Genomic DNA, 17,128 nt, shown 5'->3' on the forward strand with positions numbered 1-17,128 from the left:
ATTATCAATAAGCACAAACCCGTTAGCATACCCCTATCTATTCATGTCCAACGGATCACCATGCTCATTCAAAAGACACGTACACAGTCGGTTACAGCTAACAATACCGGTCTCTCGTTTCTACTCATTCTCAGCGCCCTGATGGCTGTTACCTCTTTATCAACCGACATTTATCTTCCGGCTATGCCCGTCATGGCGAAAGATTTACAGGGTGATGCAGAGCTGACGATCACAGGGTTCCTTATCGGCTTTTGCATTGCACAACTGATTTGGGGACCGATTAGCGATCGTTATGGGCGTCGACTGCCACTGTTCATCGGTTTAGGCCTGTTCATCATCGGCTCGGTGGGCTGCGCATTATCAACAGATATCGTGCAAATTATCTTCTGGCGTGTTTTTCAGGCGTTAGGTGCCTGTACCGGGCCGATGTTAGCTCGAGCAATGATCCGTGACCTGTTTAGCCGCACTCGTGCAGCACAAATGCTTTCGACACTGATGATAATCATGGCCATCGCTCCGATTGCCGGGCCCCTGATCGGCGGGCAGATGATTAAAGTCACCTCGTGGCATGCCATTTTCTGGCTGCTGGCGATTATCGGAACATTAATGCTGATGTCTTTATTCTGGTTGCCGGAGACATTACCTGCTGAAAAACGCTCGCAAACCTCCGTAAGCAAAGCCTTTCACAACTACTATGCTTTGCTAACCAACGCCAAATACATGCGTTTTACGCTATGCCTGACTTTCTATTACGTTGCAGCCTACGCCTTTATCACGGGCTCTCCGTTTGTGTACATCACGTACTTCGGCGTAGATCCGCAGCATTACGGTTGGCTGTTTGCAGTAAACATTGTGGGATTAATGGCAGTGAGCATGGTCAACAGACGTCTGGTTCACCGCTATCCACTGGAAGCGTTGCTCAGGAATGCCGTATTCATCGCCACTCTTGCAGCAATAGTGCTGGCGGTCACAACCGGCTTGGGAGTGGGTGGAATTACCGTGATTGTCGGCGCGGTGTTCGTATTCTTCTCAATGAATGGCATCATCGCTGCGACATCCACGGCTTGCGCACTTGATGCCGTTCCTAATGTTGCAGGCTCAGCGTCGGCGCTAATGGGAGCATTACAATACGGTAGTGGCATCATCTCTTCACTGCTTCTCGCTCTGTTCAGTGACGGCACGCCATGGACGATGGGCTGGATAATTGCGGTGTTTACGGCAGCCAGCGCCTTGATGGCATTGACTGTTCAGGTAAAAAACAACTATCCCCTGCCCGAATGATTTTATGAATTTCATTCATAGTGGCTATTAACCAGGCGTAATTATCTTTCATCCCGACTCCGTTAATCTGAACGATAAATTCTGGATAAGTCGATACCCACCGGGGTATCGACAGATGCGGATTAAATATTCTTATCGAAGAAGACGTCTAACTTTTGCAGTGCCTGGTCAACGTATTTTGGCACCCAATACGTCTCGATATGGGTAGCGCCATCGATCAGGAAGAGTTCTTTGTCCTTCGTACCGGTGGCTTTCGCGAACGCATCTTCAGTCATATAGAGCGTATCCGCTTTTGTACCGGCAATCATCAGCAGCGGTTTATTGATGAGCTTGATATGGTCCGTTACGTCAAAGCTCATCAAATCCAGCAGACTGCTGGTGGTGTATTTAAACGTAGAGTTCGGGTGCGCGTGGGTTTTCCAGTAGTACTCGTAACCCTGGCGATACAAGGCAAAAGGTAATTTAGCAATCTGCTCATCAGTCAGGTTAGCATCGCCGGAGTAAAGCACTTCTCCTCCGGCGGCTTCCTGAGCACGCGCGTCAGAAGCCTGCTGAAGACGCTGCTGGATAGTATCCAGCTGTGAATCCTGCATACCGTTGCGGCGCACAAGGCCTGAATTAAACATGCTGATGGTTGCTATCGATTTGAACCGCTTGTCAGTTTCGACCGCAACGAGTGAATAACCGCCGCCACCGCAAATGCCCAGCAGACCGAGGCGGGAAGTATCAACCCCCGGATACTGGCTGATGTAGTCCGCCATGCCGTGGACATCCTCTATACGGTTAGCCGGTTTATCTACGCTGCGAGGCATACCACCGCTAGCGCCTTGATAAGCTGCATCGGCGGTAATCGTGATGTACCCATGCTCGGCAAGGCGCTGCGCATACAACCCGGCGACCTGCTCTTTTACGCCACCATTAGGATGTGCAACCACCACGGCAGGGTATTTTTTGGCGGGATCATAGTTAGCAGGGGTATAGACATTCGCAGCAATCTGGACGCCATGCAGATCGTATTTCACCGGATGAATGTTGACCTTGCCTTTGACGTTCTCGGTGATGGCACCGTCATAGGCCAGTGTGAATGGATTTTTTTTGTAATCAGCCGCATTGACTGAGGTGGCTCCGGCCATTGCCGTGATTAGCATTGCACTGATAAGCGTAAATTTCATGCTCTCTCCCGATGAGTGTTTGCCTGGTTATGCAGGCTCGCGGAATCAAATTTGCAGGCTTAGAGTAGGCAGAGAGGGCTGTCAGCATCGTGACGGGGAAATAACATTTTCGTCAGGAATGGGACTGAGATGGGTAATTGTTTCTGACAACGCTGTCAGGTAACTGTCAGCTTTATGTTGGCAATCAGGAGGCAGAATGGTCTCGCTTAATGAGTTTCACGTTCAATTTTCTGATAAAAGGAGCGATCAATGAAAAGCCAGAATGACCCAACAATGCCAGCGCGACGCAAACTATTAGTCGCCGGGGCGGGTATTGCCGCCGCCTCGCTGATCCCTCACGTATCGGTAGCGAGCCCATCCTCTCAGGTCGATTCCTCCAGACAAACCAGCCAACGCAATGCTGCTCCGGGCAAGCGTAAACTCGGCAAGCTGGAAGTTTCTTCCGTCGGTCTGGGCGTGCAGAACATGAGTCGCAAATATGACACCTCTGTTCCCTGGCGTCCCGAGATGCTCAATGTTATCCACCGGGCCTTTGATGAAGGGGTAACGTTCTTCGACGCAGCTGAAGCCTACGGCCCGTTTGAAGTCGAAAAAATTCTCGGGGAAGGCGTCGCCCCGTTCAGGGACAAAATCGTTATCGCCACCAAGTTTGGCTGGAACATTGACCAACAGACGGGTAAGCGTCTGCCGGGCCTTAACAGCAGACCTGAGCATATCAGGAAGGTCGTCGACAATATGCTCAAACGCCTGCGTACCGATCGTATCGACTTACTGTATCAACACCGGGTTGATCCACAGATCCCGATCGAAGATGTCGCCGGTGTGGTGAAAGATTTAATGGATCAAGGGAAAGTCCTGCACTGGGGTCTGTCTGAAATGGGCATCAACACGTTGAGACGCGCTCATGCAGCATTACCCGTTACCGCCGTACAAAGTGAATACTCCATGCTCTGGCGTGGCCCTGAAAAGCAGGTATTTCCGGTGTGTGAAGAGCTGGGCATTGGGTTCGTGCCATGGAGCCCACTCGGCGTGCAATTTTTAACGGGCTGGATTGATGAGAATACCCGGTTCGCTGCCGGTGATTTCCGCGCGACAGAAACGCGTTTCTCGCCTGAAAACTTGCCACACAACTTACAGCTGGTTGAACTACTGAAATCCTGGGCGATAAGAAAAAATGCCGCGCCGGGTCAGATTGCGCTGGCATGGCTCCTGGCCCGTAAATCCTGGATTGTTCCCATCCCTGGCACCACCAATAAAGACCATATGCTGCAAAACACAACAGCTACCGGCGTGTCGCTGACCGCCACAGAGATGACCGAGCTCACCCGCTCACTGGATGCCATCACTATCCAGGGTCAACGTCTGCCGGATGCCGTGCAGGTTTATTCCGATGTTGAAGCACCATTGAAAAGTTAAGAGGAAGTCCCGTTATGCGCCTGTTGTTAGTCGAAGATGAAGAAAAAACGTCAACCTATCTCAACCGTGCGTTGAGTGAGTCCGGATTTACGGTAGATGTCTCTGCAGATGGCGCTGAAGGTCTTCATTACGCGCTGGAGTTCGACTACGACGCGATAATACTGGATGTGATGCTGCCAGGGATGGATGGCTACCGGGTACTTGAGGGTGTGCGAGCAGCCAAACAGACGCCGGTATTGATGCTCTCGGCACGGGGATCGGTCGACGAGCGCGTTAAAGGGCTTCGTCTTGGCGCGGATGATTATCTGCCCAAGCCCTTTTCGCTTATTGAGCTGGTGGCGCGTATTCAGGCACTGGTGCGTCGTCGCGCTACGGATGGCGCAGACATCACCCAACTGCAAATTCACGATCTGCATCTCGACCTGCTAGCTCGCCGCGTATTTCGCGCCGGAACGCGACTGGAGCTGACCGCGAAAGAGTTTTCCCTGTTGAGCCTTCTGGCCCGGCATCAGGGAGAAATTCTGTCAAAGATGATGATTGCCGAGCAGATATGGGACATGAATTTTGACAGCGATGCCAATGTGGTTGAAGTCGCCATTAAACGACTTCGAGCCAAAGTGGATGCCCCGTTCGATATCAAACTACTGCATACCGTTCGTGGCATGGGTTATGTTCTCGAAGTCCGGTCCGAATAAATGAAGGGGATAAGCATGCCTAAGCGTTCCATCTCCGTTCATCTGGCGCTGATGTTTGCCTTATCCGCGCTGCTGATTGTATCCGTTATCGGCATCCTGCTAAGAAGCTCCTTACATGACTCTTTGCAAAAGCAGATGCACAACGAACTGCTGTTCCGGGAATCATTAATGAGTCCGTGGATCACCGCCCGAACCTCGGCTGACGGCTGGTCTACGCTGGCCAATAAATTCACTGTGTTAACCAATTCTGAAGGTGAACGCGTTCGCTACTGGATAGTGAGCGATAACCCACGCTTTAGCATAGGGGGAACACCACCAGTGGGTGTTCAGTGGTCTTCTTTACAGGAAGGCTTTAATAAAGTGCCAGGTACATCAGAAGGTGCATGCTCGCTGTTTCTGTTAGTGAATACCATCCCCGCCAACGGTGAAAGGCCTGAGCTGCGCTATGTGGTTGCCATCGACTCCACACCGTACATGGGAACACTTGATGCGTTCACGCGTACATTGCTGATCATTACCGCACTGGGCGTCGTGATTGTCGCCTTACTGGGATACATCGTATCAAGAATCGGTCTTCGTCCGGTTAGGGCGCTCAGTAAACAGGCCCGGCAACTCGCTCCCGGGGACCATGGTCAGCGCCTGAATACCGAAGCATTACCTGACGAATTACAGCAGTTAGCATCATCTTTTAATGGCGTGCTGGAACGGCAAGAGGTCGCCTGGAGGCAGCTCGAAAGCTTCAATGCCGATGTTGCGCATGAACTCCGGACTCCGCTGACTAACCTGATTGGCCAGACGCAGCTGGGGCTCTCACGCCGACGTTCGCAAGATGAACTGGAAGAGTTATTGGGTTCCAATCTGGAAGAGCTTGAACGTATGACATCTATAGTTAACGACATGCTGTTCCTGTCGCATGCTCACGCGGGTGAACATGCTTCCCAGCTTACGCAGGTGTCCCTGAGAGAAGAAACCCTGAAAACAGCGGAGTATGTTGAACCCTCTTTTGCTGAAAAACAGCTCTCTCTGGATGTTCAGGGCGACGTCACCGTGCACATCGACCGACGACTGTTCCACCGCTCACTGGCTAATTTACTGGAAAATAGCGCAAGACACTCCCCCTCCAACAGCACGGTTACGGTGCGGTTAAGCGAAACCGGTCATCAAGCCTGTGTTGAAGTTTCAAACCCGGGCGATCCGATAGCACCAGAGCACTTACACCGGCTTTTCGAGCGGTTCTATCGCGTTGATACCTCCCGGGCCAGGAGTGATACCCATCATGGGCTGGGCCTGTCGATCGTGCGCGCCGTCGCCATTATGCACCGGGGAGATGTCTTTGCGCGAAGTGAAGGTGGCATCAATACATTTGGTCTCACCTTTGCGATGCAAGCGGATAAAGCTGAGGGCAATGCTCACTCCGACACTGAGTCGGGACAAGGGTTAACTGACAGAATTGTCAGGAGGGCGTCAGCCTGACGTCATTACTCGCTCGATAAAATCATCGCAGGCAATTCCCTCTTCATTGATAAGGACGCTTTGCATGATCGGACATTTACGTTACCTCGGGCTGTTATTTCCCTTCTTCACATTTTCATCCTGGGCAGCGGAGCAAAATCCCGCTGTCCATATCGCCCCCGCAGGAAGTCAGAATGCGGTGTACGGGCCTGCCGAGAACTTTACCGGTCGCGTCCGGGTTGATCCTCTTTTCAAACCGGATAACGACATCAGTGTTTCCGGGGCGTATGTCACGTTTGAGCCTGGTGCCCGCTCCGCCTGGCATACGCATCCGGCAGGTCAGCGGCTGATTGTGACCTCGGGTGTTGGGCTCACCCAACAAGAAGGCCAGCCGGTGCAGGTTATCCGCGCCGGTGACGTTGTCTCTTGCCCGGCGGGCGTCAAACACTGGCACGGGGCGGCCCCCGGCAGCGCGATGACGCATCTGGCGATAACCGGGATTGTGGATGGCAAAAGCGTTAACTGGATGGAGAAAGTGACAGATGAACAATACCACGCCCATTAAAGCATTAGCGGCAGCGGTACTGCTGACCTTTGGTTTTGGTCTCGCAGCACATGCTGCGCCCGTCAATAAAGGAGCCTCAGAAGTGAACCACGAACAAAAGGTTTCAGATACGTTGTCAGCCCGCCAACAGGCTATCCCGTTGATTGCGGCATCGATGGCCAGCAGTCAGATGGATAAGCTGAATGCAGCCCTTAATCAGGGTCTTGACGCAGGGCTCACCATAAACGAAACCAAAGAGATTCTCGTTCAGCTTTATGCCTACACGGGCTTCCCCCGTAGCCTGAATGCGCTTACCGAACTGATGAAGGTCGTCGAAGCACGTAAACAACGTGGCATCGAAGACGTTGAGGGCAAAGAACCGGTCGCCCCAATCCCTGTCGGGGATGAGCTTCGCCGTGTCGGTACCGCAAACCAGACAAAAATCTCAGGCGCTCCCGTTCAGGGCCCGCTGTTTGACTTTGCCCCGGTCATTAATCAGTTCCTGCAAACGCACCTGTTCGGCGACATTTTCGCCCGCGATAACCTCGACTGGCAAAGCCGCGAGCTGGCAACGGTTGGCGCATTAGCGGCCACGCCGGGCGTCGAATCACAACTGCTGTCGCATACGCGAGCAAGCATGCGGGTCGGCCTGACGGCGTCGCAGCTGCGCCAACTGGCGCAGGTTCTGCGTGAACATGGCGAAAATGATGCAGCAACGCGAGCTGAAAAGGCGCTGCAACAAGCCCTCGCAAACTAACAGGAGCTGGTTATGGAGCATGATCCCAACCGCAGAATGCTGATAACCGCGCTTGCCGGGCTCACGCTGGCGAACGTCTCCCTGGCGACAGCTGCCACCGGAAATGCAAACGTGCAGGGTAAAAGTCGAATTCTGGTAGCGTACTTTTCTCGCAGCGGAAATACACGGGTGATTGCGGGTGTCATTCACCGTAGCCTGAACACCGATCTGTTTGAAATTGAACCGGCAACGCCTTATCCGGAAGACTATTTTCAGACCGTTGAACAGGCGAAAAATGAGCGTGAGCGAGGCGTAAAACCGGCATTAAAAAATAACATTGCAGATATCTCACGCTACGAGACCGTGTATTTAGGCTTTCCCATCTGGGGAACCAGCGTGCCGCCTGTAGTGCAAGCATTTATCAGCAGCCACAACCTTGCGGGCAAATTACTCATCCCTTTCATTACTCACGGTGGCTACGGTAAAGGAGACAGCGACGACATCCTTGCCCGTCTCGCCCCAACTGCGCGTCGGGAAAAACCGCTGGTTATTGAATGCGACCAGGAGCGAAGAACAACTGAAACGGTCACTAGTTGGTTAGAGACAATACGCAGTTAATCGTCCGCATTCATGAGTCTGCCAAATAAGGGCAATCAGGGGTGCTAAATAATTAACGCTGACAACTCAGATATGATTGAACAGCAAACATAACAGAGGATGTAATCTTGAAGACAATCTTAAAAACGCTGGCCATCTGCGTAATGGCGGGTGGTCTGGTGGCTCAGTCGGTATATGCCGAGCCGCTGGTCATTCAGGAACAGGGAAGCTTTTCTGCTGGTGGCACCATCATCACCGCACCAGGAACATTTGACGCGAAAAAGCCGCTGGAGTCTGCTGGCCAAACCTACCATGGCGATCATGCGTCTGTGTTCTACCAAATCCCGGAGAATCCGCATAAATACCCTATCGTCATGCTGCACGGCGCAGGTCAGTTCTCCCGTACCTGGGAAAGCACGCCGGATGGCCGTGAAGGGTTCCAGAACATATTCCTGCGTCGCGGGTTCTCAACCTATCTGGTCGATCAGCCACGCCGGGGCAGCGCCGGGCGCACGACTGTAGAAGGTACTGTTACGCCTAAACCGGATGAACAGATGTGGTTCAATCAGTTCCGCGTTGGCGTGTGGCCAGAGTATTTTAAGGGCGTTCAGTTCTCTCACGACAAAGAAGCCCTGAATCAGTATTTCCGTCAGATGACCCCGAATACCGGGCCGTTTGATATCAATGTCATCTCTGATGCGATGTCCGCCGTCGTGGATAAATCCGGCCCGGCTATCCTCTTCACCCACTCTCAGGGTGGCGGACCAGGCTGGTACACGGCGATGAAAAACGACAAGGTTAAAGCCATTGTCGCCTTCGAGCCTGGCAGCAGCTTTGTCTTTCCGGAAAAAGAACTCCCAGCCCCTATGCCAAGCGCGTTTGACACGCTGAAGGGGGAACCGGTGCCGATGGAGCAATTTATGGCACTGACCAAAATCCCGATTCTGATTATTTACGGCGATAACATACCGGATAAACCTGTCGCCATGCCCGCGCAGGACAGCTGGCGCGTACGTCTGGCGATGGCTCGTGAGTGGCGTGACGTAGTGAACAAGCATGGCGGGGATGTGACGGTAACGCATCTGCCAGAAGTGGGAATCAAAGGAAATACTCACTTCCCGTTCTCTGACCTCAATAATGTGCAGATTGCTGATTTAGTCGGTCAGTTTTTGAAAGAGAAAAATCTGCAGTAGGACGAAATAGTATTGAGCTTTCATTATTGAGGGCTCAATACAAAAATCAATTTTTATCAAAAAAATAAAATGAGAACGTGACGGTCTGCTTTGAGCGATCAGCGGAAGTTAGCCTAACATTGTATTGAGCCGTTGAAGTAACCACTTTACCGATGAGACATTCACAATTGGATGTATCGCGAGTGGTACACATCGCACCTCTGCGCCCAATGTCACCAATGGAGCGTGGACTCCGCTTAACTTACAGAGCTATCCAGATTAACGTCCCGAGTTTCCAGCTGAACACATTGAATCCCATTACGTTCCACATATGAATCCCCCCAATTTTTCATTGCATGTAGAACGGGCTCCAGAGTTTTTCCGTATTGAGTCAAAGAATACTCTACCCGTGGTGGTACTTCGGCGAAGACCGCCCTGTTTATGATGCCATGCGATTCCAGTTCCCGAAGCTGTAGCGTCAGCGAACGCTGAGATACATTCCCTGCGAGCCGACGGAGTTCCCCAAACCGTTTAGTACCTGACATTAAATGGAAAATAATCAGAGGTTTCCATTTTCCTCCAGCCACGGCAATGGTCACTTCTACCGGGCAGTTAAACGGTTTTGATTTCATGCCAATCCCATTAGTGTAAAAAATACACCTATATATAAAAAATGTGCCTACTTGCGATTTTATACTCTTGGACTGATTATCACATAGTCCTTTGGCGAAATATTTAATGGGATTTATGGAGATAATGGAATGAAAGCAGCATTTTATGAAAAGTGCGGTACAGCACATGATGTTTTGCTAATAAGCGAGTTACCCGATCCGATCCCTGGACCAGGTGAGGTGCGCGTCCGCATTGCCTTCTCCGGACTCAATCCGACTGACATCAAATCTCGTACTGGCTTTGCGGGATCAAAACAGAAATTTCCTCGAATTATTCCGCATCAGGATGGTTCCGGCGTGATTGATATGATCGGATCTGGAGTTACGGCAGAGCGCATTGGACAGAAAGTGTGGGTTTATGAGGCACAATCAGGGCGTGCTTTTGGAACCGCTGCACAATATGTCGTTATTCCTTCACAAAATGCCGTTGTATTACCGGACAATATTTCTTTTGAAACAGGTGCATGCCTCGGTATTCCCGCGATGACAGCACACCGCTGTTTGTTTGCCGATGGAGATTTACGTGGAAAATGGGTACTTATTCAGGGCGGTGCAGGGGCTGTAGGAACAGCAGCCATTCTTCTGAGTAAATGGGCTGGGGCAAGAGTTATAACCACAGTGAGTCGTCCGGAGCAAGAAGATGTCGTTCGTAAACTTGGCGCCGATATTATTGTTAACCGGCATACCGAAGATGTGGCTGAGCGAGTCAAGCAAGCAACCGGTGGGTTCGGTGTTGATCGAATTGTCGATGTCGACTTAGTGAGTAACCTCAATACAGATGTGACTTGCCTGAAAAAATCTGGTGTCATTAGTGCCTACGCCACTGAAGAGCCATCGGCTCAGCTGCATATTCCTTTTTTGAAAACAATGTTTGAAGGTTTTGTCTTTCGTTTTGTATTTGTCTATACCATGCCGGAAGAAGCACGAAACGAAGCCATCCGTGATATCACAGCCTGTCTGAGAATGGAGTCCTACACTCCTGAGATCGCGCTAACGCTTCCTCTTGTTGATATTGCTGTTGGTCATGAGGCTATGGAGCAGGGTAAGGCTATCGGCAAAATATTAATCAGCCTGGAATAGCGCTTCTTGAATCATTTTAATGTCCGCTTCACGCACTAAGCCGACCGCCAACCCTTCTAAATTAATGAGCCTCACTAATAAACCCTAGCTAATTACCCCATCTAATCGAATAAATAACTTTGCGTTATGCTTTTCCTACACAACAGCTGAAGGATAACGTCATGCAAACTGTAAAACTGAACAACGGTATTGAAATGCCCCTGCTGGGCTTTGGTGTCTTTCAGATGACAGATGCCGGAGAATGCGAAAGAGCCGTTATTGATGCCATCGATACAGGATACCGCCTGATCGATACCGCTGCGTCTTACCAGAATGAAACCCAGGTCGGGAACGCACTGAAACAGACCGGTATTGCACGTAACGAACTTTTTGTAACGACCAAACTTTGGCTACAGGATACCCATTACGAAGGCGCTAAAGCCCAGTTCGAACGCTCCCTGAACCGGCTGCAACTTGATTACGTCGACCTGTATCTGATTCACCAGCCTTATGGCGATGTCCATGGGGCATGGCGTGCTATGGAAGAACTGCAGCAGGCAGGCAAAATTCGCGCCATTGGTGTCAGCAATTTCCATCCTGACCGACTGGCCGACCTTATCGCCTTCAACAAAGTTGCCCCTGCGGTAAACCAGATTGAAGTTAACCCCTTCAACCAGCAGCTGCATGCCGTTCCATGGAATCAAAGCCGTGGCATTCAGCCGGAAGCCTGGGCACCGTTTGCTGAGGGTAAAAATGGCCTGTTCCAGCATCCCGTGTTAACGACGATTGGTCAGAAATACGGCAAAAGCGTGGGTCAGGTGGTTCTGCGTTGGATCTTCCAGCGAGGTATCGTTTCACTGGCCAAATCGGTGCGCAAAGAACGCATGGAAGAAAACATCAACATTCTCGATTTTGAACTCAGCGCTGAAGATATGCTGCAAATTGCCGCCCTCGACACCGCAACCAGTGCCTTCTTCTCTCACCGCGACCCCGCGATGGTGGAATGGCTGACTGGCCGCAAACTTGATGTTTAAGACGCGATAAAAGAGGTATTTATTCAATGCAAAAACGTTATCTGGGTCAATCCAGGCTCGAAGTCTCAGCGCTTGGACTCGGCTGCATGGGCTTAAGCCACGGCTACGGCCCGGCGACCGATACCCGTCAGGCTATCGAGCTCATTCGCGCTGCGGTTGAACGTGGCGTCACCTTCTTCGATACCGCCGAAGTATATGGCCCCTTCCTTAATGAAGAGGTTGTCGGCGAAGCCTTAAAACCGTTTCGTGATCGCGTGGTCATCGCCACCAAGTTTGGTTTTACTTTTGGCGACGACAACAAGCAGCAGATTTTAAACAGCCGTCCGGAGCATATCCGTGAAGCCGTTGAAGGCTCATTACGCCGTCTTAAGACTGATGTCATTGACCTGCTATATCAACACCGTGTCGATCCGGATGTCCCCATTGAAGATGTTGCGGGTACCGTAAAAGACCTGATCGCTGAAGGCAAAGTTAAACATTTCGGTTTGTCCGAAGCGGGTGCGCAAACCATTCGTCGTGCCCATGCCGTACAACCGGTCACTGCGCTGCAAAGCGAATATTCCATGTGGTGGCGCGAGCCTGAGCAGGAGATCCTGCCGTTACTGGAGGAACTGGATATTGGTTTTGTACCCTTCAGCCCATTAGGCAAGGGCTTCCTGACGGGTTCGATTAAACCAGGAACGACGTTTGGCAAGGATGATTACAGAAGCCAAGTGCCGCGTTTCGCCGAGCAGGCGATTGAAGCCAATGAAAAGCTGGTCTCATTACTGGGTGAACTGGCGGCAGAGAAAGGCGTGACGTCTGCGCAAATTGCGCTGGCATGGCTGCTGGCACAAAAGCCGTGGATTGTTCCTATCCCTGGTACCACCAAACTGCACCGGCTGGAGGAAAACCTGGGGGCTGCCGACATCATTCTTTCACAGGATGACACGCGGCAGATAACACAGGCGCTTGAAACGATTAAAGTCGTCGGCGAACGTTACTCTCCTGAGCACCAGGCTCGCGTAGGCCGTTAATATCCGGACGGGTCCGCTGAGATTGGCGGACCCTTTATTCCTGATAGCGAAGTGCATCGATCATCAGCGCAAAAGCTGGCGGATGCTGCTTACGGCTCGGGTAGTAAAGATAATATCCGGGGAAAGACGGACACCAGTCCTGCAGAACCTGAATCAGCTCTCCTGACTTTATATAATCCTGCACCCTGTCTTCAGGTATACAGGCGATGCCAAAACCGGATAAAGCCGCATCAATTCTTTCCGCCTGCAGATTAAACGTTACCTGCCCTTCCACTCTGACGCGTAACGGTTTCCCATCCTTCTCAAACTCCCAATGGTAAAGTCCACCGGCAGTCGGCAGGCGCATATTGATACACCGATGGTTTTGTAGCTCGTGCGGTGTTTCGGGTACGGGGCTAGCGGCAAAATAGGACGGTGCTCCCACCACTGCCATACGCATTTCCGGTCCAATCCTCACCGCGATCATATCCTTATCTACGCTTTCGCCAAGGCGGATCCCCGCATCAAAACGCCCCTCAACAATATCGACAAAACCGTTATCAACCACCAGTTCGAGATTGATTTCCGGATATTCCCTGAGGAAGGATTTTAACTTCGGCCATACCAGACTTCGCGCGGAATGCTCCCCGGCAGATAAACGGATATTGCCGGAGGCAGTGCCGTTCAGTTGAACAAGCGATTCGAGCTCCTGCTCAAGATCGGCAATACGGGGTTCAAGGCAGGCAATAATTCTTTCACCGGCTTCGGTAGGGGCAACGCTTCGGGTAGTGCGGGTCAGAAGGCGGATATTCAGCCTTTCCTCCAGGGCCTTCATCGCGTGGCTGAGTGCAGACTGAGAAACGCCCAGTTTGCCCGCTGCTTTGGTAAAACTTCGCTCCCTTGCCACCACAAGAAAGATTTGCAGTTCGTTGAAGTTTTCTTTGAGCATCGGCGATTTCCTTATGGAGGCATTCCCTTCATCGCACACTCATGAAGGGTGTTCATAGACACAATCATTTTAGCCCTATTACTGACAATAATGATAATTGATATTCTGACCGTATCGAAAATAAGTCTGAATTATCAGAAGGTTTATCATGAAAATACTCGTTGCAGGAGCGACAGGAAGTATTGGTCTTCATGTCGTGAATACCGCTATTGAAATGGGACATCAGCCCGTAGCGCTGGTCAGAAATAAACGCAAAGTAAAATTGCTTCCTCGTGGAACGGATGTTTTTTACGGCGATGTTTCACTGCCTGAAACACTCACCGATTTGCCGAAAAATATTGATGCCATCATCTTCACTCTCGGTTCCGATGGCCAGGGTCGTATTGGTGCCAGAGCGATAGATTACGGCGGTGTGCGTAATATTTTAAGGATATTCAAGGATACGCCTGTTCGCATCGGCTTAATGACCACGATTGGCGTGACTGAACGGCTCAGCACCTGGAACCAGCGTACTGAAGTTCATGACTGGAAAAGACGTGCCGAACGTCTGGTCAGGGCAAGTGGTCATCCCTATACCATCGTCAGGCCCGGCTGGTTTGATTACAACAATGATGATGAACACAGAATCGTTATGCTTCAGGGAGATCGTCGCCATGCAGGAACACCGGAAGATGGTGTGATATCCCGGGAGCAAATAGCCCAGGTTCTGGTCAGTGCCCTGACCAACGACGAGGCAAAAAATAAAACGTTCGAGCTGGTGGCTGTACCAGGAGAAGCACAGCAGGATCTTACCCCACTGTTTGCAGACCTGCAGACTGATAATCCACAAAAAAATGATGGAGTTCTAGACATAGACAATATGCCTCTACGTGAAGAACCTGACTGCATTATTAACGAGCTGAACCTGTATTCAAAAAAATTAACCAATCTACAACCCTGACAATTTTGTCATATAGCGGTCAGTCTCATGACAGCTTAGGTCTGTATATTTGAATATACAGACGGAGGAAGTTACTCCTGATAAAAACCCAGCTTCAAACATATTGTTAAATGAGGAGCTAGATATGAAAACACTACTTATTACTACTTTGGTCATGGGATTTATTTCAGTGAATGCCGCCTCTGCTGCTCAGGAAATTAATCATGCCGATGGGAAACAAAAGATGGGTGTAGTCTCAGCCAGCAATGCCTATACGCTTGAGGAGTTATCGGATGTCCTTTCTCGTAAGGCTGATGGGGAAGGAGCAACGTCGTTCAAAATTCTGTCAACCACGGGGAATAACCGGCTGCATGGGGTTGCTGAAATCTATAAATAATCATTAGCATCCTGAACAGGATGTGTCACAGCCCTCTTATAGTGAGTGTCGATTTATGTTCAGACCTCTCCACACCTTTGGCGAACTTTACGGACCTTCTCTGACCAGCGGTCATAGCGACGCTGATACCACTCACGAGTGATAGCCTCAAAGGAGTTTTCTGCGTCTTGTTGACGACTAAGTTTCTCAATTTTGCGTTCAAGCGAAGGATCGTTACCAGCCGCTAATGCCCTTTTAGCATCCTCACGCTTACTTCAGGCTTCAGCTAAAGAGACATCAGGGTAAACGCCAATCGCGGGCAGCTTCTCTTTAGGTTTTGCAGTTTCAACCTGACGAGCAGTTAACTTCAATGTGGGGTATGGATGGGGGTACAATTGAGTTCAATAGACTAATAGAATGCTATAACTACTGACTTATTAAGGGAAAATTGAGTTTGGTAGACTTCAGGAGACTTGAGATTGGAGCGGGTGAAGGGAATCGAACCCTCGTATGCAGCTTGGGAAGCTGCCGTTCTACCATTGAACTACACCCGCTTTGAAGTGCGTAGGCATTATAGACGTTCAGCTTTTACTGGCAAGCGCCTTTTAAGTTATGTGATGGATTATTAAGCGATTGTTTTTATTAAGCAGGGGAAACTATCGGTTTCCCCTGCTTAATAAAGCCTGACTCAGCTCTTTTTCGGGCACACAAACAGCGCCACGATTGGAGAGACAACCATTAACGCAAATGCCCAAATGAAGCCCATGGTGAACCCGCCGGTTGCATCGATAGATCAGCCAATTAGCTGGCTATTTGCGGTAGCGATAACAAACGTGCATACCCAGAATGTCGACATGGTGTAGGTCACGGTTTACGTATTCGCGCCTTTTAACGTCTCTTTTGGAATCGAGAAGATAAAGGCAAACCAGGTCGCAAACACAAAACCGGTCAGGAACGAACAAACCAGAATCAGGATGTCATTGGTCGCGAACAGCATGATAAAAGTGGTAATCGCCATCACAATGCTGGTGCTAAATAGCCAGTTTTTATAATGATAGCCACGAGCTTTGCAGAACGGGTCCGCTATCGCTCCGAGCATAATCCCCACCTGGTTCACCGTCCCGCTCAGATGAGCGTGAGATTCGGGCGGCAGGTGCGCGTATTTCGCGTAGTACAACGGCAGGAAGGTGAACCAAACCGCGCCGAGCACCAGGGTAATGCGTGACAGAGATCAAGCGCGAGGGGATTTATTAAAAGCCAGATTAACTCTGGCTTTTAATCATTAGCAGGAAGGTTTACTGCCCGCAGGAGGCAAATAACGCTGCGGATCAATAGCGGTCGCACGATAGCGAATCTGGAAATGTAGATTCACTGAATCTGAACCGCTGCTGCCCATGGTGGCAATTTTCTGCCCGGCAGCCACTTTTTGGCTGGTGTTCACAAGCGTCGTTTCGTTGTGGGCGTAGGCGGTGATGTAATCTTCATTATGTTTAATCATCACCAGATTGCCGTAGCCACGAAGCTGGTTGCCAACATAAACCACGGTGCCAGCGGCAGAGGCGTAAATGGGTTGCCCGCGTTTGCCCGCGATATCAATGCCTTTGTTGCCGCCATCGCTATTGGAGAACGGCACGATCACTTTGCCCGTTGTCGGCCAGCGCCAGCATTTTGATCCCACAGGAGGTGCTGCCACTTTGGCAACGCTGCTGGTCGAAGATGAACGTGGTTTGGATGTTTTCGCCACCGCCGTTTTCTTCGAGGAAGAACCGGAGCTGCCTTTAACGCGAAGCTTTTGCCCGACTTCCAGGGTATAAGGCGCGGAAATGCCATTAAGACGCGCCAACTCGCCAACACTTGAGCCGGTCATGCGTGAAATTCGATAGAGTGTGTCGCCACGTTTAACGGTGTAAACCGGCCCACTATAGTTTCCTGCGGAGGCTTTAGAAGTGCTCGCTTTGTTTGATGAGCAAGCGACGAGAAACAGGCCCAGGAGCAGGACGATGGCGTTGAGTGACCATTTTCTGACTGTGCTTTCCTTGCGCAAACTAATCCTCGGAATA

The 17,128-nt window shown here is 50.8% G+C and carries 18 protein-coding genes, 1 tRNA gene and 1 pseudogene; 13 read left to right on the plus strand and 7 right to left on the minus strand.

Going from position 1 to position 17,128, the window contains the following annotated elements:
- Positions 1-60: 60 nt before the first annotated feature.
- Positions 61-1,281, plus strand: coding sequence for a multidrug effflux MFS transporter (locus GBAG_RS16510; RefSeq protein WP_034498189.1), 1,221 nt, complete (start codon positions 61-63; stop codon positions 1,279-1,281).
- A 122-nt stretch (positions 1,282-1,403) separates the two neighbouring features.
- Here the strand turns inward: GBAG_RS16510 and GBAG_RS16515 are convergent, their stop codons facing one another.
- Positions 1,404-2,453, minus strand: a complete 1,050-nt coding sequence (locus GBAG_RS16515; RefSeq protein WP_034498191.1) for an alpha/beta hydrolase — start codon at positions 2,451-2,453, stop codon at positions 1,404-1,406.
- Positions 2,454-2,702: 249 nt separating this feature from the next.
- Between GBAG_RS16515 and GBAG_RS16520 the strand changes: the two genes are divergently transcribed.
- The 7 genes from GBAG_RS16520 to GBAG_RS16550 all read left to right on the plus strand — a co-directional run bounded on the left by GBAG_RS16520 (position 2,703) and on the right by GBAG_RS16550 (position 9,086).
- Positions 2,703-3,869 carry an aldo/keto reductase gene (locus tag GBAG_RS16520; RefSeq protein WP_210434946.1) on the plus strand — a complete coding sequence of 389 codons (1,167 nt, stop codon included), beginning with the start codon at positions 2,703-2,705 and terminating at the stop codon, positions 3,867-3,869.
- Between the two features lie 14 nt (positions 3,870-3,883).
- Positions 3,884-4,564: a heavy metal response regulator transcription factor gene (locus GBAG_RS16525; RefSeq protein ID WP_012606387.1), complete on the plus strand. Its 681-nt coding sequence runs from the start codon at positions 3,884-3,886 to the stop codon at positions 4,562-4,564.
- A gap of 15 nt (positions 4,565-4,579) precedes the next feature.
- Complete coding sequence (locus GBAG_RS16530) at positions 4,580-6,037, plus strand: heavy metal sensor histidine kinase (protein WP_034498194.1); 1,458 nt, start codon at positions 4,580-4,582, stop codon at positions 6,035-6,037.
- 64 nt (positions 6,038-6,101) lie between these two features.
- A complete protein-coding gene (locus GBAG_RS16535) occupies positions 6,102-6,581 on the plus strand; it encodes a (R)-mandelonitrile lyase (RefSeq protein ID WP_034498195.1) in 480 nt (159 codons plus the stop codon).
- Positions 6,559-7,317, plus strand: coding sequence for a carboxymuconolactone decarboxylase family protein (locus tag GBAG_RS16540; protein WP_034498198.1), 759 nt, complete (start codon positions 6,559-6,561; stop codon positions 7,315-7,317). Before GBAG_RS16535 ends, GBAG_RS16540 begins: the two co-directional genes overlap by 23 nt.
- Before the next feature lie 12 nt (positions 7,318-7,329).
- Positions 7,330-7,914 (plus strand): flavodoxin, encoded by a 585-nt coding sequence (locus GBAG_RS16545; RefSeq protein ID WP_034498200.1) that lies wholly within the window; start codon positions 7,330-7,332, stop codon positions 7,912-7,914.
- 107 nt (positions 7,915-8,021) lie between these two features.
- Positions 8,022-9,086 (plus strand): alpha/beta hydrolase, encoded by a 1,065-nt coding sequence (locus GBAG_RS16550; RefSeq protein WP_034498201.1) that lies wholly within the window; start codon positions 8,022-8,024, stop codon positions 9,084-9,086.
- Positions 9,087-9,322: 236 nt separating this feature from the next.
- Here the strand turns inward: GBAG_RS16550 and GBAG_RS16555 are convergent, their stop codons facing one another.
- Positions 9,323-9,697, minus strand: a complete 375-nt coding sequence (locus tag GBAG_RS16555) for a winged helix-turn-helix transcriptional regulator (RefSeq protein ID WP_051873742.1) — start codon at positions 9,695-9,697, stop codon at positions 9,323-9,325.
- 129 nt (positions 9,698-9,826) lie between these two features.
- On the opposite strand from GBAG_RS16555, the gene GBAG_RS16560 reads away from it, so the two are divergent.
- From GBAG_RS16560 to GBAG_RS16570, 3 genes are all read left to right on the plus strand, one after another.
- Positions 9,827-10,816, plus strand: a complete 990-nt coding sequence (locus tag GBAG_RS16560) for an NADPH:quinone reductase (protein ID WP_034498203.1) — start codon at positions 9,827-9,829, stop codon at positions 10,814-10,816.
- Between the two features lie 161 nt (positions 10,817-10,977).
- Complete coding sequence (locus tag GBAG_RS16565; RefSeq protein ID WP_034498205.1) at positions 10,978-11,829, plus strand: aldo/keto reductase; 852 nt, start codon at positions 10,978-10,980, stop codon at positions 11,827-11,829.
- Positions 11,830-11,855: 26 nt separating this feature from the next.
- On the plus strand, positions 11,856-12,845 hold the full coding sequence (locus GBAG_RS16570) for an aldo/keto reductase (RefSeq protein WP_034498207.1): 990 nt from the start codon (positions 11,856-11,858) through the stop codon (positions 12,843-12,845).
- Positions 12,846-12,879: 34 nt separating this feature from the next.
- Here GBAG_RS16570 and GBAG_RS16575 read toward each other — a convergent pair whose 3' ends face one another.
- A complete protein-coding gene (locus GBAG_RS16575; protein ID WP_034498209.1) occupies positions 12,880-13,773 on the minus strand; it encodes a LysR family transcriptional regulator in 894 nt (297 codons plus the stop codon).
- A 148-nt stretch (positions 13,774-13,921) separates the two neighbouring features.
- On the opposite strand from GBAG_RS16575, the gene GBAG_RS16580 reads away from it, so the two are divergent.
- A complete protein-coding gene (locus GBAG_RS16580; RefSeq protein WP_034498211.1) occupies positions 13,922-14,713 on the plus strand; it encodes an SDR family oxidoreductase in 792 nt (263 codons plus the stop codon).
- A 124-nt stretch (positions 14,714-14,837) separates the two neighbouring features.
- Entirely contained in the window at positions 14,838-15,089 is a 252-nt protein-coding gene (locus GBAG_RS16585; protein ID WP_034498213.1) for a YdgH/BhsA/McbA family protein, read from the plus strand.
- A gap of 62 nt (positions 15,090-15,151) precedes the next feature.
- Here GBAG_RS16585 and GBAG_RS23135 read toward each other — a convergent pair.
- The 4 genes and pseudogenes from GBAG_RS23135 to actS form a co-directional block, all read right to left on the minus strand.
- Positions 15,152-15,439: pseudogene (locus GBAG_RS23135) on the minus strand (integrase arm-type DNA-binding domain-containing protein); the annotation flags it as partial.
- A 109-nt stretch (positions 15,440-15,548) separates the two neighbouring features.
- A tRNA-Gly gene (locus tag GBAG_RS16590) sits at positions 15,549-15,622 on the minus strand.
- Between the two features lie 317 nt (positions 15,623-15,939).
- Positions 15,940-16,278, minus strand: a complete 339-nt coding sequence (locus tag GBAG_RS16595) for a hypothetical protein (RefSeq protein ID WP_034498215.1) — start codon at positions 16,276-16,278, stop codon at positions 15,940-15,942.
- 72 nt (positions 16,279-16,350) lie between these two features.
- Positions 16,351-17,112, minus strand: a complete 762-nt coding sequence (actS, locus tag GBAG_RS16600; RefSeq protein WP_034498217.1) for an amidase activator ActS — start codon at positions 17,110-17,112, stop codon at positions 16,351-16,353.
- Positions 17,113-17,128 lie beyond the last annotated feature (16 nt).

Origin of the sequence: Buttiauxella agrestis ATCC 33320, from assembly GCF_000735355.1 — a bacterium.
GTDB classification, from domain to species: domain Bacteria; phylum Pseudomonadota; class Gammaproteobacteria; order Enterobacterales; family Enterobacteriaceae; genus Buttiauxella; species Buttiauxella agrestis.